Below are 26,023 nucleotides of genomic sequence, written 5' to 3'. Positions count from 1 at the left end.
AACCATTTTAAGGTGGAAGAAATAATGATTAATTTGAAAGCAGTCATTCCGGTAGCAGGCCTGGGCATGCATATGCTGCCCGCCACAAAAGCCATTCCTAAAGAGATGCTGCCGATCGTCGACAAGCCAATGATTCAGTACATTGTCGACGAGATTGTTGCTGCAGGGATCAAAGAAATCGTCCTGGTTACGCACTCATCCAAGAATGCGGTAGAAAACCACTTCGACACCTCTTACGAACTCGAAGCGTTGCTTGAGCAGCGCGTTAAGCGTCAGCTGCTGGCGGAAGTGCAGTCTATTTGTCCGCCGGGCGTGACCATCATGAACGTGCGTCAGGCGCAGCCGCTGGGTCTGGGACACTCGATCCTTTGTGCCCGTCCGGTGGTGGGTGATAACCCGTTCATCGTTGTGCTGCCGGATATCATTATTGATAACGCGTCTGCCGATCCGCTGCGATACAACCTGGCGGCAATGGTGGCACGTTTCAACGAAACGGGCCGTAGCCAGGTGCTGGCGAAGCGCATGAAAGGCGACCTCTCCGAGTACTCCGTAATTCAGACGAAAGAAGCGCTGGAGACGGAAGGGCAGGTTAGCCGCATCGTTGAGTTCATCGAAAAACCGGATCAGCCGCAGACGCTGGATTCTGACCTGATGGCAGTGGGGCGTTATGTTCTGAATGCCGATATCTGGGCGGAACTGGAAAAAACCGAGCCAGGCGCCTGGGATCGTATCCAGCTCACCGATGCGATTGCCGAGCTGGCGAAGAAGCAGTCTGTCGATGCGATGCTGATGACCGGTGAGAGCTATGACTGCGGTAAGAAAATGGGCTATATGCAGGCGTTCGTGAACTATGGGCTGCGCAACCTGAAGGAAGGGGCGAAGTTCCGTAAGAAAATCGAGCAACTTCTTAGTCAGTAAGCCGACGAACCGGTCGTTTCGGTCGTAACAATACACAGGTAGCCGAGGATAATTCCGAGCTGTTTACAGCTTAATAAATTATCTTCACTACCTTTTTTTTTGTATTAAAATCAAGCAATAAAAAAGCGGCGAGCGGTTTTGACTCCCTATTTTACGCTGAGATTTTTCCTTGTTTTCAGCGCCGTTAAAGGGGAGAATAGTCGATTAGCATTTTGTGCCAACCCCCTTAAAATAGCTCGCCAGCTGTGGCTGGAGGGCTAAAAAACACTGTCATTGTTTTCAGTATACTGGTAGCTGTAGAGCCAGGGGCGGTAGCGTGTTTTATTTTCTGCGTACGCCAGTTCGGCTCTATGATTTAAGTTTAAATCTAAACATTACAACGCAATACGGAATAGTCTTGTGAAAATACTTGTCACTGGTGGTGCAGGTTTTATTGGATCTGCAGTAGTTCGTTATATCATTAATAATACTGAAGATTCTGTGGTTAACGTAGACAAGTTGACCTACGCTGGTAACCTCGAATCGCTAGTAGACATTGCAAATGATCCGCGTTATGCATTCGAACGAGCAGACATCTGTGATGGAAATGCCATGGCGCGTATTTTTGCTGAGCACCAACCTGATGCTATCATGCATCTTGCGGCAGAAAGTCATGTTGACCGTTCAATCACTGGTCCAGCGGCATTTATCGAAACCAATATTATTGGTACCTATGTTCTGCTTGAAGCGGCACGAAAGTACTGGTCACAGCTGGATGATGTCCGCAAAGATGCGTTCCGTTTCCACCATATCTCAACCGACGAAGTGTATGGTGATTTGCCGCATCCTGATGAGGTACCAGCCGGAAGCTCTCTACCACTGTTTACTGAGACAACACCTTATTCCCCCAGCAGTCCTTATTCCTCTTCGAAAGCATCCAGTGACCATTTAGTCCGCGCATGGAGTCGAACCTATGGGTTACCTACTCTGGTAACTAACTGCTCAAATAACTACGGTCCTTACCATTTCCCGGAAAAACTGATCCCACTCATCATCCTCAACGCACTGGCAGGCAAACCGCTTCCGGTGTACGGTAACGGCGAGCAGATTCGCGACTGGCTGTTTGTTGAAGATCATGCGCGTGCGTTATACAAAGTAGTGACTGAAGGTGCTGTGGGGGAAACTTACAATATCGGTGGACACAACGAGCGTAAAAACATTGAGGTCGTTAAGACAATCTGCACCATTCTGGATGAAATTATAGCCGCTAAGCCTACAGGCATTACTCACTTCGCCGATCTGATTACCTATGTAACCGACCGCCCTGGACACGACCTGCGATATGCCATCGATGCCAGCAAAATTAAAAACGATCTGGGATGGGTACCTCAGGAGACATTTGAGTCCGGTATCCGTAAAACGGTCGAGTGGTATTTAAATAACGAAAGCTGGTGGAAGCGCGTTATGGATGGCTCCTATGCGGGCGAACGTCTTGGACTGGCGGAATAATAAAGGATAAATATGATGAAAGGTATTGTGCTCGCGGGTGGTTCCGGAACGCGTCTTTATCCTATTACGCAAGGTGTATCTAAACAGTTGCTTCCTGTTTATGATAAACCAATGATTTTCTATCCTATTTCTGTCCTGATGTTGGCAGGTATCCGTGAGATTTTGGTAATCACTACTCCGGAAGATATGCCTTCATTCAAACGTCTACTGGGCGACGGGTCGCAATTTGGCATCAGCTTGTCTTACGCCGTTCAACCTTCTCCGGATGGCCTGGCGCAGGCATTCATTATTGGTGAGCAGTTTATTAATAATGAACCATGTGCCCTTGTACTTGGTGATAATATTTACTTCGGTCAAAGCTTTGGTAAAAAACTGGAAACTGCCGCACAGCTCTTAGGCGGTGCCATGGTATTTGGGTACCAGGTACAAGATCCAGAACGTTTCGGTGTTGTAGAGTTTGATGAAAACTACAAAGCACTTTCAATTGAAGAGAAACCAGTAAAACCAAAATCAAATTGGGCCGTGACAGGACTTTATTTTTACGATAATCATGTTGTGGAAATGGCCAAGCAGGTTAAACCCTCTGAAAGAGGGGAGCTCGAGATCACAACACTCAATCAGATGTATCTTGAACAAGGTAACCTGCAAGTAGAGTTGTTAGGGAGAGGGTTTGCCTGGCTTGATACTGGTACACATGACAGTCTAGTGGAAGCTTCCCAATTTATTCATACAATAGAAAAACGTCAGGGAATGAAAGTGGCTTGTCTAGAGGAAATTGCATTCCGTAAAGGTTGGCTTTCACGTGAACAGCTTCAGGAACAGGCAAATAAAATGGCTAAAAATGAATATGGACGATATTTAAGAATGCTCATTAATGAAGAACTTTGATCGGGCGTTTATGGAACAGAAAATGAAAATTTTATTGATTGGGAAGAATGGGCAGGTTGGTTGGGAACTTCAACGTTCGCTATGTTTTCTGGGTGAGCTGATAGCAATTGATTATTTTGATAATGAGCTTTGTGGAGATCTGACAAACCTTTCAGGAATAGCAGAAACGATTCGCCGAGTTCAACCGGATGTTGTCGTCAATGCTGCAGCTCATACTGCAGTAGATAAAGCAGAGAGCGACGTTGGATTAGCCCAGTCTTTGAACGCCGATGCTGTTGATATAATTGCTAAAGAAACGGCAAATATTAATGCACTATTAGTTCATTACTCCACAGATTATGTTTTTGATGGAAGTGGTTCGCATTTTCGACGTGAGGATGAAAAAACTGGACCACTAAATGTTTATGGAGAAACGAAATTATCAGGTGAACTGGCCATTATTAATAATAATCCTAGGCATCTGATTTTTCGAACAAGTTGGGTTTACGCAACACGTGGTGCAAATTTTATAAAAACAATGCTGCGTCTAGCTGGTGAAAAAGAAGAACTTTCAATAATCAACGATCAGTTTGGGGCTCCTACAGGAGCTGAACTCATTGCGGATTGTACGTCATTAGCTATCCACAAAGTTATGTCAGAAAATGCCAATTATGGAATTTATCATTTAGTCGCAAGCGGTGAAACCACATGGTACCATTTTGCCAATCTTATTTTTGAAACAGCTGAATATAATGGCGAAAGTTTGAATGTTAAAAAGGTTAACGGTGTATCAACATCTTCATATGTTACTCCTGCGAAAAGGCCATTAAACTCACGTCTTTGCAACCGTAAGTTTGAGCAGGTATTTAATGTATCATTACCGGACTGGAAGACAGGCGTTGTGCGTGTAGTAAAAGAAACTCTTGGTAAATAATTCGAGTGCATATATGAATATTATTAAAACAGAAATTCCCGATGTATTGATTATCGAACCTAAAGTATTTGGTGATGCTCGAGGTTACTTTTTTGAAAGCTTCAATAAGAAAATTTTTGATGAAGCTGTTGGTTCCAATATTGATTTTGTTCAGGACAACCATTCCCAGTCACAGCGCGGCGTCTTGCGAGGCTTACACTATCAACTTGAACCGAATGCACAAGGTAAACTGGTGCGTTGCATTGAAGGTGAAGTTTTTGATGTTGCAGTCGATATACGCAAGGACTCTCCAACATTTGGAAAGTGGGTCGGAATTATCTTGAGTGAAGATAACAAAAAGCAATTGTGGATCCCTGAAGGTTTTGCTCATGGATTCTTAACATTAAGTGAAAAAGCACAGTTTGTTTATAAAACCACCAATTATTATTGTCCAACCTCTGAAAGAAGCATCATCTGGAATGATTCTGATATTGGTATTAAATGGCCATTAGTAGATAATATTCAGCTTTCTCAAAAAGATGCTTGTGCCGTAACGTTAAAAAAAGCAGATATTTATTGTTGATAATGACACATCAGCCGAAAGTTACCATTTTACTTTGCACGTATAATGGACAAGAATTTTTAAAAAAACAGTTAGATTCAATAATAAACCAGACTTATACACACTGGGATATTTACGTTTCTGACGATGGTTCCAGCGACAGAACAATAGAAATTCTGAGGCATTACCAGAAAAAATTAGGAAAAAACCGTTTGGTCATACTAGATGGACCCGGCCAGGGTTTTGCAAGAAACTTTCTTTCCTTAATATACAACCACTGTATTTTTTCTGATTACTATGCTTTTTGCGATCAGGATGACATTTGGAATTCGGATAAATTAGAAAGAAGTCTATCGGCCCTCAGTAGCAAGTCACAGACTCCTGCATTATACTGCTCGAGAACTGAGTTAATCGATGAACAAGATATTACAATTGGTTATTCATACAATTTCAGTAAAGCTGCCACACTTAAAAATGCGCTAATCCAAAGCATTGCTGGCGGTAATACCATGCTGATAAATCACGCGGCAAGAAAAATTATAACTAAGGTTCCTGAAAGTATACTAGTTCCATCACATGATTGGTGGATATATCAATGTGTCTGTGCATGTGGTGGTTACGTCTACTATGATTCAACTTCGACAGTAAAATATCGACAACATTCTGGAAATATAGTTGGTGCTAACAGGTTACTGTCAGCAAGAATATTAAGGTTTAAATTACTTTTCTCTGGTAGTTTGCGGCCAAGCATAGATAAAAACATTTTACTTTTGAAGGCATTAAATGGGCATCTTACAGAAGAAAGCAAAATATTAATTGATAAATTTAATTATATAAGAACGGCATCTTTTATTAGCAGAATGGTAAATGCTCACAGTGTTGGCTTATACAGACAAAGTGTTTTAGAAAGTATTGCTTTTTATGTGGCGCTGTTATTAAAAAAAATATAGTGTTTTATGAGCAATTCTGATTTTTGATGTTGTGCTTGTGGGATAAATCTTTAAGCAAAGAGAAAAATTAATGTCGATTTTCAATAAGTTATATAAAAGCTTATTTGCTAATTATAATTTAATCTATCAGCTAACAAAACGTGATATTTTACAGCGATACAGGGGGTCAACAGTTGGACTCGCATGGTCTGTTATTACTCCATTGATAATGCTTGCTCTTTATACATTTGTGTTTTCATATGTATTTCAGGCTCGCTGGGGAAAAGGTGAAGAATTACCACGAGACATGTATGCGTTAATTTTATACACTGGCATGATACTTCATGCGCAATTAGCTGAATGTTTGAATCGAACGCCGGGACTCATGCAAAATAATTCAAATTATGTTAAAAAGGTCGTGTTTCCTCTTGAGTCATTAATTTGGGTAATTGTAGGAAGTGCGACGTTTCAGGCTGGTATTGGATTTGTTTTGCTTGTAATAGCGAAAGTAATTATAACTCACAGTATATCACTTAATATATTGTATTTGTTCCCTCTGATTATACCATTTATTTTTTTACTCGCGGGTATCAGTTGGATTATTTCAGCTATTGGTGTCTATTTTAAGGATGTTATTCACCTTACGGGTATATTGACAGCAATGCTAATGTTTGCTTCACCAATTTTGTATCCAGTTTCAATGCTACCTGAAAGACTTCAGACAATCATATATTTAAATCCGCTGACATACTTCATCGAAGAATTTCGAAATGTCCTAATTTATGGCAACCATCCCAATTATCTTCATTATATAATATCATTAGTTAGTACATTTGCAATTGCTGCTCTGGGGCTAATTATTTTTGATAGAACAAAAAAAGGGTTTGCTGATGTTATATAGAACAACTTTAAAAATTGATAATGTTTGCAAATCGTATAATATTTACAAAAATCAGTTCCAAAAACTTGCGAAATTTTCTCGCGATGTATTTGGGCTCAAAGATTCCTCTACTGTCAAAAAATTTCATGCTCTTAAAGGTATTTCTTTTGAGGCACAACGAGGGGAATCAATTGGCATTCTTGGCCGTAATGGCGCAGGTAAGTCTACATTGTTGCAAATTATCTGTGGAACACTTACTCCCACATCCGGAAAAATAGAAGTTCATGGACGACTATCTGCATTGTTGGAGCTAGGGGCTGGCTTTAATCCTGAATTCACCGGCAGGGAAAATGTTTATATTAACGCCGCCATTTTAGGTTTAACTAAAAAAGAACTAGAAGAAAGGTTCGATAGCATTCTCGATTTTGCGGACATTGGCGACTTTATTGAGCAGCCAGTTAAAAACTACTCAAGCGGAATGTTTATGCGCCTGGCTTTTGCAATTGCTTCTTCTGTTGATCCGGACATTTTAATTATTGATGAGGCCCTTGCTGTTGGCGATGTTCGGTTCCAGTCAAAATGTTTTAGGCGAATCAATGAACTTAAATCTAAAGGAACAACTGTTCTCCTTGTAACACATTCGACGGAACAGGTTACGAGGCACTGCGACCGCGCTGTGTTGATTGAGCAGGGTGAGATGCTGGCAATAGGGGAGTCAAGTATTATTGCAAACAAATATTTGGAACTCCTTTTTGGGAAAAACGAAGAACCGACAAAGCTTAAAGCATTAGGCACTAGTTTTGAAAGACGAGAGTTATCAGATGCTATTTATTATAATAATCATGAGCATCGATGGGGTAATAGGCAAGCACAGATAATTAACTTTGATATACAGCAGGGCGAAAAAAGAAACCCTATTATATTCGATAATCATGCTGATCTGGTATTTTGTTTTGAAGTCGAATTTTTTGAAAGCTTCTTAAACGTAATTATAGGCTTTACACTTAAATCCGTAGATGGAATTACTATTTTTGGTACCAACACCCGTGCATCGGTTGATGATGCATCTCTTAAGAGTGTGAGTGCAGGGCAAATTATCCAATGTGCATTTAGATTGAAACCAGAACTCTGTACTGGTGACTATGTGATTTCTCTTGGTGTTGTTACTGAGATAAACGATGAAATTGTTCCAATAGAACGTCGCTATGATGCAATAAATATTAGAGTCGAATCGAAAACTAAATCTTATGGTGTTGTAGATTTACTGAGAGGAGTTGAAGCGAGTGAGCTCAATGTATAAAAAAAACAAAAAATATAATTTCTATGAGAAAAATGACTCGTCATCTATCAATTACTCTGATGGCTCGGATACTGAAAATAGACTTTATGAAATAGTTCTTAATCTCAATGATAAGAGTGTTTGGTCAAATGAGCTTGCGCAAAAAATCACTGATTGGCCAACTGAATATCATTTCTCAAGGCAGCGTCATTGTTTGCTTCGCCCCTTGAATATTCAGGCTGGAGAAGATGTCCTGGAATTAGGTTGTGGATGCGGGGCCATGACCAGATATTTAGGCGAGATTGGCGCGATAGTTGATTCTATTGAGGGGACTTCCTCTCGCGCTAGAATTGCTGGAGAGCGTTGTCGCGAATTAGAAAACGTAAAAATCCATGTAGATAATTTTCTTGAATATGAAAGTGAGAAAAAATATGACTGGGTTTTATTCATTGGAGTTCTAGAATATGCACCTTTATTTTCATCTGCCAGTGATCCTATTCAGAGTTACCTCGAAATAGCTAAAAAATACCTTAAGCCATCTGGAAAACTTGTTGTTGCGATAGAGAACAAATTGGGGCTGAAATATTTCAATGGATGTGCAGAAGACCATCTTGATGAAATAAATCTTAGTATTGAAAATAGGTATAAAAAAGTTTCACCTATTACATTTGGCAAAAAAGAAATTAAACAATTACTTAATGCTAATGGTTTTTTGAGCACAAAGTTCTTTTATCCATTTCCTGATTATAAATTACCAGTACTTATACTTGATGACGAAAGCTTTAATGAAGCAAATATCTCTCAAGAACTGCTGAGTTCTATACAATCAAGGGATTATTCTGGCAGAACTGGGCGTGTTTTTGAAGAATCATTAGTATGGCCTGAGCTATGCAAAAATGATATCGCACAAGATTTGTCTAACTCATTTTTAATAGTTGCCGAATATAGTGATATCAGCGGTGGAAAAAGTAATGATACTATATTTCAGAAGAATATCATTGCATCGTATTATAATTGCCATCGCAATAGCGCATTTGTTACAGAGACAAGATTTAATCATGACGGTCAAAGTATTACTGTATCTAAAAGTAAGATAAATAAATGTAAACCACAGAATGACATTGTACTTCTTGATCTTGAACAAGAGTATGTTTCAGGTAAAAGTCTACAGAATGAATTAGAGCAAGAATGGAATATATATAAAAATTTAGATTCCTTCATGATTTATTACAAACACTGGTTCAATCTTCTACTCACAAAAGCGGATGAAAATAATACAATACCAGGCAATTTAATCGATCTCACTCCATTTAATGTGAAATTTTTGAGCGACAGTGTTTTCATATTTGATCAAGAGTGGTGTATTAATGAACGTGTATCCCTCGCCTGGATGGCTTACCGAGGTGTCTATTGGAGTCTTGTTAATCTCAAAACAATTCATCCTTTAGAGATATCTCCTGCTGAAATAGCAAGTGCACTTTTGAAAAGTATCAATATTGATTTTGATGCCAATCTTCTTTCTAATGTTCAGAAAAAAGAAAGAGGTTTTTTAAATAAAATTAATGGCTCAGATGTTCAATTTTCGTCATTAATATGTAAAATACCTGAACGGGTGATGGAGCTGCATCCTAAGCATCTTCAGATAATTAATGAGTTACGTAATAAGATAGCATTAGATGCAGCTGTAATTAATGAACATCATGACCTCTTGGAAAAACTTGCTGAAGAGAGGGATTATTTCAAAAATGAGCTTTTAGAAATAAGAAAATCTATCTTGGCAAGAGCCGTTATTAAAGTAACAAAAAAAGCTAGGAATATCTTAAAATGAGAAAAATCGATATAGTCATTCCTATTTACAGAGGAATGGATGAGACGGTCGCGGCAATTGAAACTGTTCATAGCAGTATCGATAAAGATCTCGTCAATGTTATTTTAATTAACGACTGCAGTCCTGAGCCAGAGTTGACTGAGTACTTAAGAATAACTGCCAAAAATTATGGTTTCATTCTGTTAGAAAATGAAAGTAATTTAGGTTTCACAGGTACGACTAATCGAGGGATGACTTATCATAATGATACTGATGTCATTTTTCTAAACAGCGATGTGGAAGTTGTAAATGATTGGGTAGAGCGATTGCGGAAAATTGCTCATTCAAATGACAAAATAGCTACAGTAACGCCTTACTCAAATAATGCAACTATTTGTAGTTTCCCTAATTTCTGTGAAGACAATGTGCTCTTTGCAGGAATGTCCGTAGATCTCATCGATAAAACATTTTCTAGCGTTGCAAATAGTTCCTCCAAAGCAAATTATGTGGAAGTACCTACGGGTGTCGGTTTTTGTATGTATTTGAAGCGTGAGGCAATTGAGGATGTAGGTTTACTCGATGTAGAAACCTTTGGGCGTGGCTATGGTGAGGAAAACGACTGGTGCCAACGTGCGATTAAGAAAGGATGGAAAAATGTTCATGCCTTAGACACCTTTGTGTATCATAAAGGTGGCGTGAGTTTTGCCGATGAGCAGAACCCACGTAAGGAACGCGCTATGGAGTTATTAAATGAGCTGCATCCACAGTATACTCATGACGTAATGCGTTTTATAGAACAAGATCCTGCGCATTACTCTAGAATACAAACATATTTGTCATTGCTTACCAAAAGTCAATTGCCAACGATTTTATTAGTTTCACACAAACTTGGTGGCGGTGTTAAAAAACATATTGCCGAAATGGCAAAATTTTACAAAGGTAATGTGCATTTCCTTCTCTTAACACCAGGTGCAACAGATGGTGATGTCAATATTAGGATCGATTTATCTTCTCATAGTAACAAATATGAATTCTCCTTTGGAGTTGAAGATTATCAAAAGCTACTGGATTTCTTGAAACGAGTTGGCATAAGTCTTGTACATTTTCACCATACTTTGGGATTCAATGAAAGAATTTTAAAACTTCCGAATAAATTACAAGTCAAATATGCGATTACGATTCATGATTATTTCTTATTATCATCTAACCCAACATTAACTGATGAGAATGGCTTGTTCATTGGTGATAATGTAGTTGTAGAAAATTATAATAATAAACAAAAATCATTTTTATTACAATCTAATAGTTATCAAGAATGGCTCAATAAAGCTGATGAAGTAATTTTTCCATCAATCGACTGTTATAGTCGTTTTATTCAATTTATGCCACAGCTCAAAAAAAGGTCGCGTGTCGCTTACCATCTAGATCATGAGCTTTATGCTAAGAATAAAATTAATAATATAAAAAAATGCAACCAAAGTGACAAGCTTAAAGTCCTTGTTATTGGTGCGTTAAGCAAGGAGAAAGGCGCTGATAATCTAGAAAAAGTTGCTAAAGCTCTCCGCAAAAAAAATATTGAATTTTACCTCTTGGGGTATGCTTATCGTCAACTTGATAGTTCAGTTATTATACACGGCCCTTATAATGAAGAACATGCAATCGAGTTGGTAAATAACATCTCGCCTGATGTGGTTTGGTATCCGGCTCTGTGGCCTGAAACATATAGTTATACTCTTAGTTTGGCGATTCAAAATGGTTATCCAGTCATTGTTCCTAATATTGGAGCATTCACCGAGCGGGTTACAGCTAATCACTTAGCTAAAGTTATTGATTGGGATAGTTCTGTCGAGCAGTTAGTATCAATGTTTGAGGAGTTTATGCTGCAACAGCCTGACTTTTATGACTGCAAAGTGAGCAATGTTTTCAAGCATGTAGCTCATGAGGTATCTGAAAACTATTATTCAGAAATGTATTTGTCTTTGCTGAGTAATAAAAATATTATGGAATATGATAAGAGAGATAATGCTCTCCAGTTGTCGGAGATTTTAATTAATCACTCAATATTGCACAAGAATACGGAAAAAACGGCAAGTATAAAAGAACGGATATTATTATTATTATGGATGTCCATGAGGATAAAATTACTTGCTAGATTGGTGAAATTCATACCTATTAACATCCAAAAGAAGTTGAAGCGATATCTCTCAAGAAAACCCATGCATGAAATAATAAATAAAAAATAAAAATGACAACAGCCGTAAGGCTGTTGTTTTTTATGATAATAAATAATTTTATGCGAACTTATGCTTGTTATAAATGATTTCGTTAAAAATAAAACATTTTGAGTCTTGAGGGTTCATGAAAGATAAATTAATCAGCCTGAATGTCCTACGTGGCGTCGCGGCAATGCTTGTCGTTCTCTATCACATGGAGGTATTGCAAGTATCTTTTATTACAAGATTGTTTACGTGGGGTTGGATTGGGGTTGATATTTTCTTTGTCCTCAGTGGGTTATTCATAGGTATTAGTGTCATCAAGTCGAAGCCCTGGGATACATTAAAATACCTCAAACGTCGCTTTTTGAGAATAGCGCCAGCTTACTATTTTTCGATGCTCGTGCTTGTGGCGTTGGCATCTTCTTATTTTTTAGTTACTACAAATGGTATAACACATATTGCTGTTCACCTGCTTTTTTTACATTCATTTGATGCACGTTTCCATGGCAGTATTAATGGCGTCTATTGGACTTTAGGCGTTGAATTCATGTTTTACATCCTCATGGCTTTAAGTTATAAAATCATACAAAGTGATAAAAAGATTTATTATTACATTGCGCTGTGGTTTGTCATTTCATGGTGCTGGCGTGCTTATTGTTTTTATATTGTTAAAGCAGATCCAATGATGATGTTTATATGGACAACACAACTTCCGGGAATGCTCGATGAATTTGCCTGTGGAGTCCTTCTGGCGAAATTGTGGACAACAAAACGACAATTCTTTGAAAATAATTATATTGGAACATTCTTGTTTATGAGTGGATTGCTGATAGTGTCAGTATTTGTTTTTCACGTAAAACATATAGGCCCTCAGTTCTGGACATCAGCCTCAACAGTCATTTTTTCGAGAACTTTTCTCGCGGTTGGTATCGCTAGTGTTATCGCCTCCTTTATTGTTTTTGAACGTAATAATATCTTTGTAAAACTATGTCATTGGTCCGGTTTTTGTTATATAGGAACTATCAGTTATAGTATTTATTTGTATCATTTGCCAATATTTTTGAATATTAAAAACTCACTTCCATCAAACAATCTCGGACAATTTTGGCCCGAGTTAATATCGCTGATAGTGATCTTGGGTATTTCAGCTTTGTCATACACGCTCATAGAAAAAAGATTTTATAAATGAACTTGAAAACTTTCGACAGAATTTTTGTTTTTTTTAATGTTGGTGTTATTCAGTTCTTTGTAGACACAGCATTATTACAATTTTTTGTTTTGGTTGATGTCAAAGTAACTTATGCAAATATCTTATCACGTGCATTGGCTGCATGCCTCGGGTGTTATTTAAATTATCGGTATACATTTAAATATCAAAGGTGTCTTGAGGTTCGTTATTTAATAAAAGTATACTTCCGTTTTGCATTGTTCTGGGTTTTCATGACGCTACTTAGTAATATTTTGTTGATGGTTTTTTTAAAATTCATTTCTCTTAATATTTCATTTTTGCCGCTGCATACATTAATAGCCAAAATAGCAACGGAAACATTGTTGTTTGTTATAAGTTTCTTTATTTCTAAATTCTGGGTGTTCAATAATGGAAAATAACGTGATACAAAAAACTATAGCTGTTGTAATTCCAACTTATAAAGTTAAAAAGCATATTCTTGATGTCATAAACCGTATTGAGCAAAATGTAAGTGCAATTTATGTTGTTGATGACTGTTGTCCGGAGATGTCTGGGAATTATGTTCAGGCTAACTGTTTAGATCCGCGTGTAAAAGTGATCTTCCATGAAGTCAACAAAGGTGTCGGTGCTGCTGTTTTAAGTGGTTATAAGCAAGCTATTTTAGATGGTCATTACTGTGCAGTAAAGATAGATGGTGATAATCAGATGGATCCTAGCATATTGCATCATTTTAGTGATCCAATATTGTCAAATAAAGCTGATTATACAAAGGGAAACCGATTTTATAACCCAGAAGATGTTAAGTCGATGCCCAAAATAAGATTATTAGGTAATCTTGGATTGTCTTTCATGCAGAAAATATCTTCCGGTTATTGGGATCTCTTCGACCCTACTAATGGTTATACAGCAATTAATTTGAATGTTCTCAAACTATTAAATCTCGATAAGATTTCTGAGCGATATTTTTTTGAGTCAGATATTCTTTTCCGTTTGGGTACCATTAACGCTGTCGTGATTGATATTCCAATGAAATCAGTTTATGCAGACGAAATATCAAACTTAAAAATATCAGATATACTCTTTAAATTTATGAAAGGTCATATTAAAAACTCAATCAAGAGAATCTTTTATAAATATTATCTGAGAGATTTCTCTGTTGCATCCGTTCAATTACCATTAAGTATTTTAATGATGTCATTTGGTATTATTTTCGGTCTTTCAGAATGGTATAATTCCATAATTTCTGACACTGTTGCATCGAGCGGTACCGTAATGCTTGCATCGATGCCAATAATTATTGGTGTGCAATTATTTCTATCGTTCCTCTCTTATGATATGCATACGCAACCACAACGTCCATTGGCAGAAAGTCTGGAGTGATATATGGGTATTAAATCACAACGGATTATTTTTATATTCTTAGTTATTGTTGTTGTCGCATTTTCTTTATTAAAAAAACCTTTCGGCAATCCAGATGAAGGGGCTCATTTCCTGCGAGCCTATGAAGTATCCCATTTTCATTTGATAAATCGTGAAGGGGATATTGGTGTTGGTATTAATTGCCAAGATTATTTTTCAGCAGCAAAAAAACATTTTTTAATTGCTTGGTACCAACCTGAAAGTGAAAGCTTAGATGCGAATTGTATGGTGAAATCTATAAATTCTGCTGGCACTTACCCCCCGCTTCCGTACCTGCCATTGGCGATTTCTTTATCTGTATCGAAGCTCATGCATTTAAGTGTTGAGCATTCCGTTTATTTTATGCGTATTGTAAACGGCTTTTCTTGTTTGTTTTTAATTTATTTTTTTAGCTCTCGAGTTTTGCTTGGGCAACATTCGGTATCAGTCCTACTTATTTTGGCTATGTTACCCATGGCTTTATCTCTATGGGCTTCAGTCAGTGCTGATGCTTTAACTCTGGCGCTTTGTCTATGTTTTATATTCTATATATTGAGTTTTGATTATAGTAGAGCGTCGCTGATAAAACGAAAAGAATGGATATTACTTTACCTTCTCGCCTTTGCCATAGGGAATAGTAAGGTAGGATATTCAATGATTACTATAACTCCATTGGTGCTACATTTTTGCTGTAATGGCTTCATGGTTTTTAGGAATTCTTTAATCCGGAGTACTTTGCTTTTAATGGGATGTGTACTTCTTGCAGTTGGAACGAGTATTGTTTGGGTAAAGTTTACTGACAAAAGTTTGGTTTATTTAGGTAATGGTGCTGTACCGCTCGAACAAATTTGTTTTGTGTTGAGGAATCCACTTTACTTTATTTCACTTTCTTTATCAACTGTGTTTGATGTTAAACAACTTTACTCAACTATTCTCCCATTACATTATGGCCTAAATGGCATGTATATGATAATTGCATTTTGGTTGTTATTGGTGAATCTTTTCTTTGCATGCTTAACAAATCCACATTTTAATGTGCCCAATAACTTTTCATGTGTTTCTCGCACAAGTTGCTTTGCATTCTCCTTAATGTTGTTCTTTATTTTTGGAATTGTTCTTTCATTGCCGTTATATCTTACTTATAACCCAGTGGCATATGATAATTTACTCGGCTTTCAGGGGCGTTATTTACTTCCGATTTTGCCCATTTTAGTGGTTTCATTGCTGGCGATCAGCATGTCTAATCTGATAAATAATGACTTAAAACAGATTTTATCATTAACCACCTTCGTCATTCCTGCTGTTACAAATATAGCAATCATAATAAGAATGTTAATCAGATAGTTGGTCAGCATCATTACTATTGAATAGCAAGTTTTTGTCGTACACTATATTCAGTTTTACTTTGGAGCCTGTTTTTCAGTCTTCGTAACCACACCTGACAGGAGTTTATAATGTCCAAGCAACAAATCGGTGTTGTCGGTATGGCAGTGATGGGGCGCAACCTGGCGCTCAACATCGAAAGTCGTGGCTATACCGTTTCCGTATTCAACCGCTCCCGTGATAAGACCGAAGAAGTGATTGCCGAGAACCCAGGCAAGAAACTGGTCCCTTTCTATACGGTTAAAGAATTCGTTGAATCTCTGGAAACCCCTCGTCGTATCCTGTTAATGGTGAAAGCGGGCGCGGGTACTGATGCAGCTATCGACTCCCTGAAGCCTTACCTCGAAAAAGGTGACATCATCATTGATGGCGGTAACACCTTCTTCCAGGACACCATCCGTCGTAATCGTGAACTGTCTGCTGAAGGCTTCAACTTCATCGGCACCGGTGTTTCTGGTGGTGAAGAGGGCGCGCTGAAAGGCCCATCTATCATGCCTGGCGGCCAGAAAGAAGCATACGAACTGGTTGCGCCTATTCTGACCAAAATCGCTGCTGTTGCAGAAGATGGCGAGCCGTGTGTAACTTATATCGGTCCGGATGGTGCGGGTCACTATGTGAAAATGGTGCACAACGGCATCGAATACGGCGATATGCAGCTGATCGCGGAAGCATACTCCCTGCTGAAAGGCGGTCTGAACCTCTCCAATGAAGAGCTGGCTGAAACCTTCACCGAGTGGAACAAAGGCGAGCTGAACAGCTACCTGATTGACATCACCAAAGATATCTTCACGAAAAAAGATGAAGAGGGTAAATACCTGGTTGATGTGATTCTGGATGAAGCAGCGAACAAAGGCACCGGTAAATGGACCAGCCAGAGCTCTCTGGATCTGGGTGAACCACTGTCTCTGATCACCGAATCTGTCTTCGCGCGTTACATCTCTTCCCTGAAAGAGCAGCGCGTGGCGGCATCTAAAGTGTTGTCTGGCCCACAGGCTAAATCAGCAGGTGATAAAGCGGAGTTCGTTGAGAAAGTGCGTCGTGCACTGTACCTGGGTAAAATCGTTTCTTACGCGCAAGGCTTCTCTCAGCTGCGTGCGGCGTCAGATGAGAACAATTGGGATCTGAACTACGGTGAGATCGCGAAGATCTTCCGCGCGGGCTGCATCATTCGCGCGCAGTTCCTGCAGAAAATCACCGATGCCTATGCTGAAAACGCTGGTATCGCCAACCTGCTGCTGGCACCGTACTTTAAGAAAATTGCGGACGAATACCAGCAGGCGCTGCGTGACGTGGTTGCCTACGCTGTGCAGAACGGTATCCCGGTTCCGACCTTCTCTGCTGCAGTAGCCTACTACGATAGCTATCGTGCTGCGGTACTGCCGGCTAACCTCATTCAGGCTCAGCGTGATTATTTCGGTGCGCATACCTATAAGCGTACAGATAAAGAAGGTGTGTTCCACACGGAATGGCTGGACTAATCTGATTTAGCCTCAGGTTGTTATATAAACCCGGAGATATTCTCCGGGTTTTTTTTCACCAAAATCACAACCACATATTCGAAGTAGTCTGAATGTTGTACCTGGACGGGCTATTCCTGAGGCTTCGCCTTGACACTCCCACAAGGCAGGAGGTAAAAAGCCCTACAGTTATTGATTATCGTGATGGCCCTGCGGTCATCTCTACAGCTCACTTACAGAAGTTATTCGCGAATGAAAATAACAATTTCCGGTACAGGTTATGTAGGTCTCTCCAACGGTATCTTGATTGCTCAGAACCACGAAGTGGTTGCGCTGGATATCGTGCAGGCTAAAGTGGACATGCTTAACAAGAAGCAGTCCCCGATTGTAGATAAAGAGATTGAAGAGTATCTGGCAACGAAGCCGCTAAACTTCCGCGCAACCACTGACAAGCAGGATGCTTACCGTGGGGCGGACTATGTGATTATCGCCACACCGACCGACTATGATCCTAAAACCAACTACTTCAACACCTCGAGCGTTGAGTCGGTGATCCGCGATGTTACGGAAATCAACCCGAACGCGGTGATGATCATTAAATCCACCATCCCGGTTGGTTTTACCCAGTCCGTTAAAGAAAAGTACGGCATTGATAATGTCATCTTCTCCCCGGAATTTCTCCGTGAAGGGCGTGCGCTGTACGACAACCTGAACCCATCACGCATCGTTATTGGCGAGCGTTCAGAGCGCGCCGAGCGATTTGCCGCGCTGCTCCAGGAAGGGGCGACCAAAAAAGATATTCCAACGCTGTTCACCGATTCGACCGAAGCGGAAGCCATTAAGCTTTTTGCTAACACGTATCTTGCCATGCGTGTGGCATACTTTAACGAGCTGGACAGCTATGCAGAGAGCCTGGGGTTGAATAGCCGTCAAATTATCGAAGGCGTTTGCCTGGATCCACGTATCGGCAATCATTATAACAACCCGTCGTTTGGCTATGGCGGTTACTGCCTGCCGAAAGATACTAAGCAGTTGCTGGCTAACTATCAGTCTGTTCCTAACAACATCATCTCGGCGATTGTTGATGCCAACCGGACCCGCAAAGATTTTGTAGCTGACTCAATACTTTCCCGTCAGCCGAAAGTGGTAGGCGTCTATCGCCTGATTATGAAAAGTGGCTCCGATAATTTCCGTGCATCTTCCATCCAGGGCATCATGAAGCGCATTAAGGCCAAGGGTGTACAGGTCATTATTTATGAACCGGTAATGAAGGAAGATGAGTTCTTCCATTCCCGCGTGGTGCGCGATCTGGATGCATTCAAGAAAGAGGCGGACGTGATCATCTCTAACCGCATGGCGGAAGAGCTGGCGGACGTTGCGGATAAAGTGTATACCCGCGATTTGTTCGGCAGCGACTGATTACTGCCCGTAACGCATAAAAAACCCGGCGCATTCGCCGGGTTTTGTTTTTTTAGACCTTGTAGAAACTGCGATACCAGTCCACAAAATTCTTCACGCCTTCCTTCACCGACGTTTTCGGCTTAAACCCAATCACGTCATAGAGCGCCGTGGTATCCGCGCTTGTTTCGAGCACGTCACCTGGCTGAACAGGCATCATATTTTTATCCGCTTCTTTGCCTAACGCTTCTTCCAGCGCGGTGATGTAATCCATCAGCTCTACTGGCGCACTGTTGCCAATATTGTAAACACGGTACGGCGCAGAGCTGGTCGCCGGGGACCCTGTTTCAACGGTCCAGTTCGCATCGGCCTGAGGGATAACATCCTGCAGGCGAATAATAGCTTCAACAATATCATCGATATAAGTGAAGTCGCGCTTCATCTTGCCATAGTTGTAAACATCAATACTTTTGCCTTCAATCATGGCCTTAGTAAATTTAAACAGCGCCATGTCCGGACGGCCCCATGGCCCATACACGGTGAAAAAGCGCAGGCCGGTCGTCGGCAGATTGTAAAGATGAGAGTAGGTATGCGACATCAGTTCGTTGGATTTTTTCGTCGCGGCATACAAGGAAACCGGGTGATCAACCGAGTCATCGGTGGAGAAAGGCATCTTTCGGTTCAGGCCGTAAACAGAGCTGGAAGAAGCATACAGTAAATGCTGCACCTTGTTGTGTCGGCAGCCTTCCAGTACGTTGAGATGGCCGATAAGGTTTGATTGCGCGTAAGCGTGCGGATTTTCCAGAGAGTAACGTACGCCAGCCTGCGCGGCGAGGTGGATCACGCGGTCAAATTTCTCAGTAGCAAACAGCGAGGCCATCCCTTCGCGATCCGCCAGATCCAGCTTATGGAAAGTGAAATTGTCGGACGTAAGCAGATCCAGTCGTGCTTGCTTCAGATTGACATCGTAATAGTCATTAAGGTTATCAATTCCTACAACCTGATGCCCTGCCTGCAACAGGCGCTCGCTGACGTGGAAACCGATAAAGCCGGCAGCGCCGGTGACCAGAAATTTCATCTTCAACCTCAATGTTAAATGAGTAACTCTTAACGCATAAAATCGTGCGTTACACTATCGGCTGATGATACCCGCTCGCGGAAGGAATGATAACTGCTTTATTAAAGGAAAAGGGGAGGCGCGAGCTCCCCCGGTAGGGTGTTTATTTATGTCTTTTACGTAAATTCTCAATCACCGCCGTCAAATCCAGCTCCTGATCCTGCAGCAGCACCAGCAGGTGATACATTAAGTCAGACGCTTCGTTCGTCAGCTCCTCGCGGTCATGCACGGTCGCGGCCAGCGCTGTCTCAACGCCTTCTTCACCCACCTTCTGCGCAATACGCTTGGTTCCGCTGGCGTACAGCTTCGCGGTATAAGAACTCTCCGGATCCGCCGATTTACGCTCCGCCAGCAGCTGCTCCAGTTGGTACAGGAACAGCCACTGGTGACTCGCCTCTCCAAAGCAGCTGCTGGTGCCCTTATGGCAGGTCGGACCGATGGGGTTTGCCAGTACCAGCAGGGTGTCGTTATCGCAGTCCGGCGTAATGCTGACCACGTTCAGGAAGTGACCCGAGGTTTCCCCTTTGGTCCACAGGCGCTGTTTCGTGCGGGAGTAAAACGTCACTTTGCCACTGTCGATCGTTTTCGCCAGCGCGTTCTGGTTCATATACCCCAGCATCAGCACTTCGCCTGAGACGGCATGCTGGACAACCACCGGCAGTAATCCGTCCGTTTTATTCCAGTCCAGCTGCGCCTGTTGTTGCTCTGTTAACATACCCTGATCTCCACGCCCTGGTCGGCCAGGTACGTTTTTAACTCACCAATATTAATAATCTGTTTGTGGAACACGGAAGCGGCCAGCGCGCCGTCTACGTTCGCATCGCGGAAGGCTTCGAGGAAGTGTTCCATGGTGCCCGCGCCGCCGGAGGCAATCAGCGGAACGTGGCAGACCTCACGGACTTTTTTCAGCTGCTCGAGGTCATACCCGTTACGCACGCCGTCCTGGTTCATCATGTTGAGGACAATCTCGCCCGCGCCACGCTTCTGCGCTTCCTGCACCCAGTCGAGCGTTTCCCACTGCGTCACGCGCGTGCGGCTTTCATCTCCGGTGTATTGATTGACGTGGTACTTGCCCGTTGCGGCGTCATACCAGGTGTCGATCCCAACCACAATACACTGCACGCCAAAACGATCGGCCAGGCGGGTGATCAGCTCCGGGTCGGCCAGGGCAGGGGAATTGATGGAAATCTTGTCGGCACCAAACGAGAGAATTTTGGCGGCGTCGTCGGCGGATTTAATCCCCCCCGCCACGCAGAACGGAATATCGATCACTTCCGCCACGCGAGCGACCCAGCTTTTGTCGACTACGCGGCCATCGCTGGACGCGGTAATATCGTAGAACACCAGCTCATCTGCGCCTTCATCGGCATAGCGTTTTGCCAGCGGAACGATGTCGCCAATGATCTCGTGGTTGCGGAACTGCACGCCTTTCACGACCTGGCCGTTACGTACGTCCAGGCAAGGGATTATCCGTTTTGCCAGCATTGAATCGCCTCCGTCACCGTAAATTTACCTTCCAGCAGGGCCCGGCCCACAATCACGCCCTGTACCCCCGTTCCGCGCAGCGCAGCGATATCGGCTAAGTCACCGATGCCGCCAGATGACTGGAACGCCACCTGCGGATAACGGGCGCAAACTTCTTCATATAAAGAAACGTTGGAACCCGCCAGCGTGCCGTCGCGCGAGATGTCCGTACACAGCACGTGCTTAAGGCCAACGGGCAGATACATCTCGACCAGCGCCTCCAGCGTCACGCCGGAGTTTTCCTGCCAGCCGCTGACCGCCACCTGTTTATTACCCTGTTCGTCAATGCGCACGTCCAGCGCCAGCACCAGCGCGTCGGCGCCAAAGCGGCGGAACCAGCCCTTCACCGTCTCAGGATCTTTGACGGCGGTTGAACCGACCACCACGCGCGCCACGCCCGCGTCCAGCAGCGCCGCCACGTCATCTTCCGTACGCACGCCGCCGCCGACCTGTACCGGCACATCAACACCGGCAACCAGATTTTTAAGCAGCGGGATCTGGCGCTTCGCCGGATCTTTCGCACCCGTTAAATCGACCAGATGCAGCACCTGTGCACCCTGAGCGGCATAATCCTGCAGGCGCGGCAGCGGGTCCTTTCCGTAGTCGCGCTGTTGACCGTAATCGCCCTGATGAAGACGGACAACCGTGCCGTCAATTAAATCTAACGCGGGAATAATCATCACATCTCCAGGAAGTTTTTCAGCAGCTGCGCGCCCGCGGCGCCCGAGCGCTCCGGGTGAAACTGTACGCCGAAGAAATTGTCTTTCTGTACGGCTGCGGTAAACGCCTCGCCGTAAGTGCACTGGGCGATGGTATTGACGTTCACCGGCATAGCGTAACTGTGCACGAAGTAAAAATACGCGCCATCTTCAATGCCGCGAAAAAGCCTGTCGCCCGCTTTGGCGTACACGCGGTTCCAGCCCATATGCGGCAGAGGCAGACCGTGGTCGGTCATTTTCGGCACGTCTTCGTCGATAATGCCCAGCAGGTCAACGCCGTTGCTCTCTTCGCTGCGGCGGCCCAGGATCTGCATACCCAGGCAAATGCCCAGCACCGGTTGGGTACAGGCTTTGATCAGATCGACCAGCTCGCGCTCGCGAATCTGATCCATCGCCGCCTGCGCAGTGCCTACGCCCGGCAGAAATAACTTGTCGGCACGCAGCACCACGTCCGGGTCACGGCTGACCACCGGTTCGTAGCCGTGGCGGGTGATGGCCGACTTTACTGAGTTCAGGTTGGCGCATCCGGTATCCAGAATCACCACGTTCATTACAGCACTCCTTTTGATGAGGGCAGGGCGTCGCCTTCCACGCGAATTGCCTGGCGCAGCGTGCGGCCGAAGGCCTTGAAGAGACTCTCCACGCGGTGGTGGTCGTTCTTGCCTTTGGTCTTCAGGTGCAACGTCAGGCCCATGGTGTAGGACAATGAACGGAAGAAGTGCTCCACCATTTCGGTGCTCAGATCGCCCACGCGCTGGTAATTGAAGTCTGCTTTGTATTCCAGGTGCGGACGACCGGAGATATCCATCGCGCAGCGCGCCAGACACTCGTCCATCGGCAGGACAAAGCCAAAACGGTTAATGCCGCGTTTATCACCGAGCGCCAGCTTAAGGGCTTCACCCAGCGCCAGGCCGGTATCTTCCACGGTGTGGTGATCGTCAATATAGAGGTCGCCTTTTACCGCGATCTCCATGCGGAAACCGCCGTGGGTGGCAATCTGGTCCAGCATGTGGTCGAAGAAACCCACGCCGGTGTGGATCTTGCTGCCGCCTTCGCGGTCCAGCCAGACCTTCACATCAATTTGCGTCTCTTTGGTGTTGCGTTCAACGTGCGAGTAGCGGTCACGTTTTGTCAGCTGCTCGCCAATCATCGCCCAGTTAAGGTTGTTGCGGTCATAGCGCAGCCCCGCGATGCCCATGTTCTCCGCCAGCGTAATATCGGTAATGCGATCGCCGATAACATAGCTGTTGGTCTTATCCAGCACATCCTCCGCCAGATAGCGCTCGACCAGCTTCACCTTTGGCTTACGGCAGTCGCACTCGTCGGCTGGCATGTGCGGGCAAATCAGCACTTCATCGAACACCACGCCCTGCGAGGTCAGCACCTGCATCATCAGATTATGCGGGCCGTCAAAGTCTGCCTGCGGGAAGCTGTCGGTACCCAGACCGTCCTGGTTGGTGATCATCACCAGCTTGTACCCGGTTTTTTGCAGCTTAAGCAGCACCGGGATCACGTCAGGTTCAAACGCCAGCTTGTCGAATCGGTCGACCTGAAAATCAGCTGGGGGCTCCGAAATAAGGGTGCCGTCACGATCGATGAAAAGGATCTTCTGGGTCATACTTTCTCCGCTTTCAGTGCGTCAATCACGCGCTGGCTCTCTGCACGGGTGCCGACGGTAATGCGCAGGCATCCGCTCAGAGAAGGTTGTTTATTCTGGTCTCGTAAGATAATGCCCTGATCCCATAAAGATTTAAATACGGCACTGGAAGCGGTAAAGCGCACCAGGATGTAGTTGGTTTCCGAGTCGAACACCTGCTCCACGCACGGGATATCCTTCAGGGCGGTCACCAGGTACTGACGTTCCTCCAGGATTTGCGCCACGCGCTCGCGCATCGCGTTAATCCCCTGAGGCGTCAGCGCCTGTGCCGCAATATCGGCAACCGGCGTCGAGAGGGGGTACGGGGCGATCACCTTCAGCAGCAGGTCGATGACCTCTTTATTTGCCAGCGTGAATCCGCAGCGCAGACCCGCGAGAGCAAAGGCTTTTGACAGCGTACGCAGTACCACCAGGTGCGGGTACTCTTCCAGCCAGCCAGCCAGCGTCGCCTGCGGGCAGAACTCGATGTAGGCTTCGTCCGCGACCACCAGGGCTTTTCCGCGCGTCATCTCCAGCAGGGTACGGATATCCTGCGGGTTAATAATCTGCCCGGTCGGGTTGTTCGGGCTGCAAACAAACACCACTTTTACGCCTTCGAGATTGTCGGCAATCCCCTGCAGATCCAGCTGCCAGTTCTCCAGTGAGAGCACGTTGCGGCACGCCACCCCGAAGGTTTCCGCGCTGACGCTGTACATGCCGTAGGTCGGCTGGCAGTACATTACCGCGTCTTTGCCCGGCTCGCAGAAGGCACGGATCAGCAGTTCAATGCCCTCATCCGCACCGCGACTGACCAGCACCTGCTCTGGCTTCACGCCAGCGTACTGCGCGTAGTTTTCAATAACCGCCTTCGGCTGACATTCCGGATAGCGGTTCAGCGTCTGCTGCGACAGCTCAAACTGCACCGCCGTTGGATATTCGTTGGCGTTCAGCCAGACATCCCCTTTACCGCCCAGACGACGCGCAGACTGATAGGGCGTCAGGCGACGGACATTTTCGCGGGCTAATTCTTCAATGTTCATGCTTGCTCCTTCAGGGCTGCAACGCGCAGCGTAACGGCGTTTTTGTGAGCGGTCAGGCGCTCGGCGGCGGCCAGGGTTTCAATAGTGGACGCCAGTGAGGCAAACCCTTCGCGGGAGAGTTCCTGCACGGTCATGCGTTTCTGGAAATCCGCCAGCCCCAGGCTGGAACAGGTTGAGGTATAGCCATACGTTGGCAGCACGTGGTTGGTGCCGGAGGCGTAATCGCCCGCGGATTCCGGTGACCAGTCGCCGAGGAACACCGAGCCCGCGCTGGTAATGCTGTCGACCAGATCGCGCGCATTGCGGGTCTGAATAATCAGGTGCTCCGGACCGTACTGGTTAGAAATGGCAATGCACTGCTCGAGATCGCGCGCCACAATCAGACGGCTGGCCGCTAACGCCTGGCGTGCCGTGTCGGCGCGGGGCAGGTCGGCAAGCTGACGCTCCACGGCTTCGCCCACGCGTTTCGCCATATCGGCATCCGGCGTCAGCAGGATAACCTGCGAGTCCGGGCCGTGTTCCGCCTGGGAAAGCAGGTCAGACGCGACGAAATCTGGCGTTGCGCCGCTGTCGGCAATCACCAGCACTTCAGACGGGCCGGCAGGCATATCGATGGCCGCGCCGTCCAGACGCTGGCTGACCTGACGCTTAGCCTCGGTCACATACGCATTGCCCGGGCCAAAGATTTTATCGACCTTGGGAATGGATTCCGTGCCGAACGCCAGGGCGGATATCGCCTGCGCGCCGCCCACTTTATAGACCGCCTGCACGCCGCACAGCTTCGCCGCGTACAGGATCTCGTCGGCAATCGGTGGCGGCGAGCACAGCACCACTTTCTGACACCCGGCAATGCGTGCGGGAGTCGCCAGCATTAGCACGGTGGAGAAAAGCGGGGCAGAGCCGCCGGGAATATAGAGGCCGACGGACGCAACCGGGCGCGTCACCTGCTGGCAGCGCACGCCGGGCAGGGTTTCGACATCCACGGTCTGCAGCTTTTGCGCGGTGTGGAAGGTATCAATGTTTTTCACCGCAACGGCCATCGCCTGCTTGATGTCATCCCCCAGGCGATTGCTGGCATCAATGATTTCCTGCTCGGTAACCTGTAATGCGCCGACGTCCGTCTTATCAAACTTCGCGCTGTATTCACGCAACGCGTCATCGCCGCGGGCTTTGACGTTATCCAGGATCTCCGCCACGGTACGTGAGATGCTCTCGGAAGCGGAAATCGCCGGGCGCATCAGCAGCTCGCGCTGCTGTGCGTCGCTACAGGTATTCCAGTCGATGATTGTGTTAAAGCTCATGG

24 protein-coding genes are annotated in these 26,023 nt (G+C 44.6%); 16 read left to right on the top strand and 8 right to left on the bottom strand.

The annotated features are described in order from the left end of the window. Positions 1-24 precede the first annotated feature (24 nt). The 16 genes from galF to ugd all read left to right on the top strand — a co-directional run bounded on the left by galF (position 25) and on the right by ugd (position 18,705). Positions 25-918, top strand: coding sequence for a GalU regulator GalF (gene galF / locus ACOTXI_RS06145; RefSeq protein ID WP_008499434.1), 894 nt, complete (start codon positions 25-27; stop codon positions 916-918). Between the two features lie 399 nt (positions 919-1,317). Continuing rightward, positions 1,318-2,406 carry a dTDP-glucose 4,6-dehydratase gene (gene rfbB, locus ACOTXI_RS06140; RefSeq protein WP_058654535.1) on the top strand — a complete coding sequence of 363 codons (1,089 nt, stop codon included), beginning with the start codon at positions 1,318-1,320 and terminating at the stop codon, positions 2,404-2,406. 15 nt (positions 2,407-2,421) lie between these two features. Beyond that, positions 2,422-3,294, top strand: coding sequence for a glucose-1-phosphate thymidylyltransferase RfbA (gene rfbA / locus ACOTXI_RS06135; protein ID WP_032622655.1), 873 nt, complete (start codon positions 2,422-2,424; stop codon positions 3,292-3,294). A gap of 22 nt (positions 3,295-3,316) precedes the next feature. After that, positions 3,317-4,207, top strand: coding sequence for a dTDP-4-dehydrorhamnose reductase (rfbD, locus tag ACOTXI_RS06130; protein WP_008499437.1), 891 nt, complete (start codon positions 3,317-3,319; stop codon positions 4,205-4,207). Positions 4,208-4,220: 13 nt separating this feature from the next. Then, positions 4,221-4,769 (top strand): dTDP-4-dehydrorhamnose 3,5-epimerase, encoded by a 549-nt coding sequence (rfbC, locus tag ACOTXI_RS06125; RefSeq protein WP_008499438.1) that lies wholly within the window; start codon positions 4,221-4,223, stop codon positions 4,767-4,769. 2 nt (positions 4,770-4,771) lie between these two features. Continuing rightward, complete coding sequence (locus ACOTXI_RS06120; protein ID WP_008499439.1) at positions 4,772-5,698, top strand: glycosyltransferase family 2 protein; 927 nt, start codon at positions 4,772-4,774, stop codon at positions 5,696-5,698. A 70-nt stretch (positions 5,699-5,768) separates the two neighbouring features. Further along, positions 5,769-6,578: an ABC transporter permease gene (locus ACOTXI_RS06115; protein WP_008499440.1), complete on the top strand. Its 810-nt coding sequence runs from the start codon at positions 5,769-5,771 to the stop codon at positions 6,576-6,578. After that, positions 6,568-7,857, top strand: a complete 1,290-nt coding sequence (locus ACOTXI_RS06110; RefSeq protein ID WP_008499441.1) for an ABC transporter ATP-binding protein — start codon at positions 6,568-6,570, stop codon at positions 7,855-7,857. The genes ACOTXI_RS06115 and ACOTXI_RS06110 overlap by 11 nt, the downstream gene beginning before the upstream one ends. Further along, positions 7,850-9,664 carry a class I SAM-dependent methyltransferase gene (locus ACOTXI_RS06105; protein WP_032622656.1) on the top strand — a complete coding sequence of 605 codons (1,815 nt, stop codon included), beginning with the start codon at positions 7,850-7,852 and terminating at the stop codon, positions 9,662-9,664. Before ACOTXI_RS06110 ends, ACOTXI_RS06105 begins: the two co-directional genes overlap by 8 nt. After that, a complete protein-coding gene (locus ACOTXI_RS06100; RefSeq protein ID WP_087855404.1) occupies positions 9,661-11,886 on the top strand; it encodes a glycosyltransferase in 2,226 nt (741 codons plus the stop codon). The genes ACOTXI_RS06105 and ACOTXI_RS06100 overlap by 4 nt, the downstream gene beginning before the upstream one ends. A gap of 115 nt (positions 11,887-12,001) precedes the next feature. Beyond that, positions 12,002-13,048 carry an acyltransferase family protein gene (locus ACOTXI_RS06095; RefSeq protein WP_008499445.1) on the top strand — a complete coding sequence of 349 codons (1,047 nt, stop codon included), beginning with the start codon at positions 12,002-12,004 and terminating at the stop codon, positions 13,046-13,048. After that, entirely contained in the window at positions 13,045-13,467 is a 423-nt protein-coding gene (locus tag ACOTXI_RS06090; RefSeq protein ID WP_032622657.1) for a GtrA family protein, read from the top strand. Before ACOTXI_RS06095 ends, ACOTXI_RS06090 begins: the two co-directional genes overlap by 4 nt. Then, complete coding sequence (locus tag ACOTXI_RS06085; RefSeq protein WP_008499446.1) at positions 13,457-14,428, top strand: glycosyltransferase family 2 protein; 972 nt, start codon at positions 13,457-13,459, stop codon at positions 14,426-14,428. Before ACOTXI_RS06090 ends, ACOTXI_RS06085 begins: the two co-directional genes overlap by 11 nt. Before the next feature lie 3 nt (positions 14,429-14,431). Beyond that, a complete protein-coding gene (locus ACOTXI_RS06080) occupies positions 14,432-15,790 on the top strand; it encodes a DUF2142 domain-containing protein (RefSeq protein WP_008499447.1) in 1,359 nt (452 codons plus the stop codon). A gap of 110 nt (positions 15,791-15,900) precedes the next feature. After that, entirely contained in the window at positions 15,901-17,307 is a 1,407-nt protein-coding gene (gene gndA / locus ACOTXI_RS06075; protein ID WP_058654137.1) for an NADP-dependent phosphogluconate dehydrogenase, read from the top strand. Between the two features lie 231 nt (positions 17,308-17,538). Further along, the gene (gene ugd, locus ACOTXI_RS06070; RefSeq protein WP_021241437.1) at positions 17,539-18,705 is read left to right on the top strand and encodes a UDP-glucose 6-dehydrogenase; all 1,167 of its coding nucleotides are present in this window, start codon (positions 17,539-17,541) and stop codon (positions 18,703-18,705) included. Positions 18,706-18,757: 52 nt separating this feature from the next. On the opposite strand, the gene ACOTXI_RS06065 is transcribed toward ugd, so the two are convergent. From ACOTXI_RS06065 to hisD, 8 genes are all read right to left on the bottom strand, one after another. After that, a complete protein-coding gene (locus ACOTXI_RS06065) occupies positions 18,758-19,762 on the bottom strand; it encodes an NAD-dependent epimerase (RefSeq protein WP_058654136.1) in 1,005 nt (334 codons plus the stop codon). A gap of 142 nt (positions 19,763-19,904) precedes the next feature. Further along, positions 19,905-20,516, bottom strand: a complete 612-nt coding sequence (gene hisIE / locus ACOTXI_RS06060; RefSeq protein ID WP_058654135.1) for a bifunctional phosphoribosyl-AMP cyclohydrolase/phosphoribosyl-ATP diphosphatase HisIE — start codon at positions 20,514-20,516, stop codon at positions 19,905-19,907. After that, positions 20,510-21,286 carry an imidazole glycerol phosphate synthase subunit HisF gene (gene hisF, locus ACOTXI_RS06055; RefSeq protein WP_058654134.1) on the bottom strand — a complete coding sequence of 259 codons (777 nt, stop codon included), beginning with the start codon at positions 21,284-21,286 and terminating at the stop codon, positions 20,510-20,512. Before hisF ends, hisIE begins: the two co-directional genes overlap by 7 nt. Beyond that, entirely contained in the window at positions 21,268-22,005 is a 738-nt protein-coding gene (hisA, locus tag ACOTXI_RS06050) for a 1-(5-phosphoribosyl)-5-[(5-phosphoribosylamino)methylideneamino]imidazole-4-carboxamide isomerase (RefSeq protein WP_058654133.1), read from the bottom strand. The genes hisF and hisA overlap by 19 nt, the downstream gene beginning before the upstream one ends. Then, the gene (gene hisH / locus ACOTXI_RS06045) at positions 22,005-22,595 is read right to left on the bottom strand and encodes an imidazole glycerol phosphate synthase subunit HisH (RefSeq protein WP_021241433.1); all 591 of its coding nucleotides are present in this window, start codon (positions 22,593-22,595) and stop codon (positions 22,005-22,007) included. Before hisH ends, hisA begins: the two co-directional genes overlap by 1 nt. Continuing rightward, on the bottom strand, positions 22,595-23,662 hold the full coding sequence (hisB, locus tag ACOTXI_RS06040) for a bifunctional histidinol-phosphatase/imidazoleglycerol-phosphate dehydratase HisB (RefSeq protein ID WP_058654132.1): 1,068 nt from the start codon (positions 23,660-23,662) through the stop codon (positions 22,595-22,597). The genes hisH and hisB overlap by 1 nt, the downstream gene beginning before the upstream one ends. After that, the gene (hisC, locus tag ACOTXI_RS06035; protein WP_023325608.1) at positions 23,659-24,720 is read right to left on the bottom strand and encodes a histidinol-phosphate transaminase; all 1,062 of its coding nucleotides are present in this window, start codon (positions 24,718-24,720) and stop codon (positions 23,659-23,661) included. The genes hisB and hisC overlap by 4 nt, the downstream gene beginning before the upstream one ends. Then, a complete protein-coding gene (gene hisD / locus ACOTXI_RS06030) occupies positions 24,717-26,021 on the bottom strand; it encodes a histidinol dehydrogenase (protein WP_045419028.1) in 1,305 nt (434 codons plus the stop codon). Before hisD ends, hisC begins: the two co-directional genes overlap by 4 nt. Positions 26,022-26,023: the final 2 nt, after the last annotated feature.

The sequence above is a fragment of the Enterobacter cloacae complex sp. BZL2005 genome (assembly GCF_049238885.1).
In the GTDB taxonomy this organism is placed as follows: Bacteria; Pseudomonadota; Gammaproteobacteria; order Enterobacterales; family Enterobacteriaceae; genus Enterobacter; species Enterobacter roggenkampii.
The sequence above is the reverse complement of the archived record's forward strand: the minus strand, read 5'-3'. Positions and strand labels throughout refer to the sequence as shown.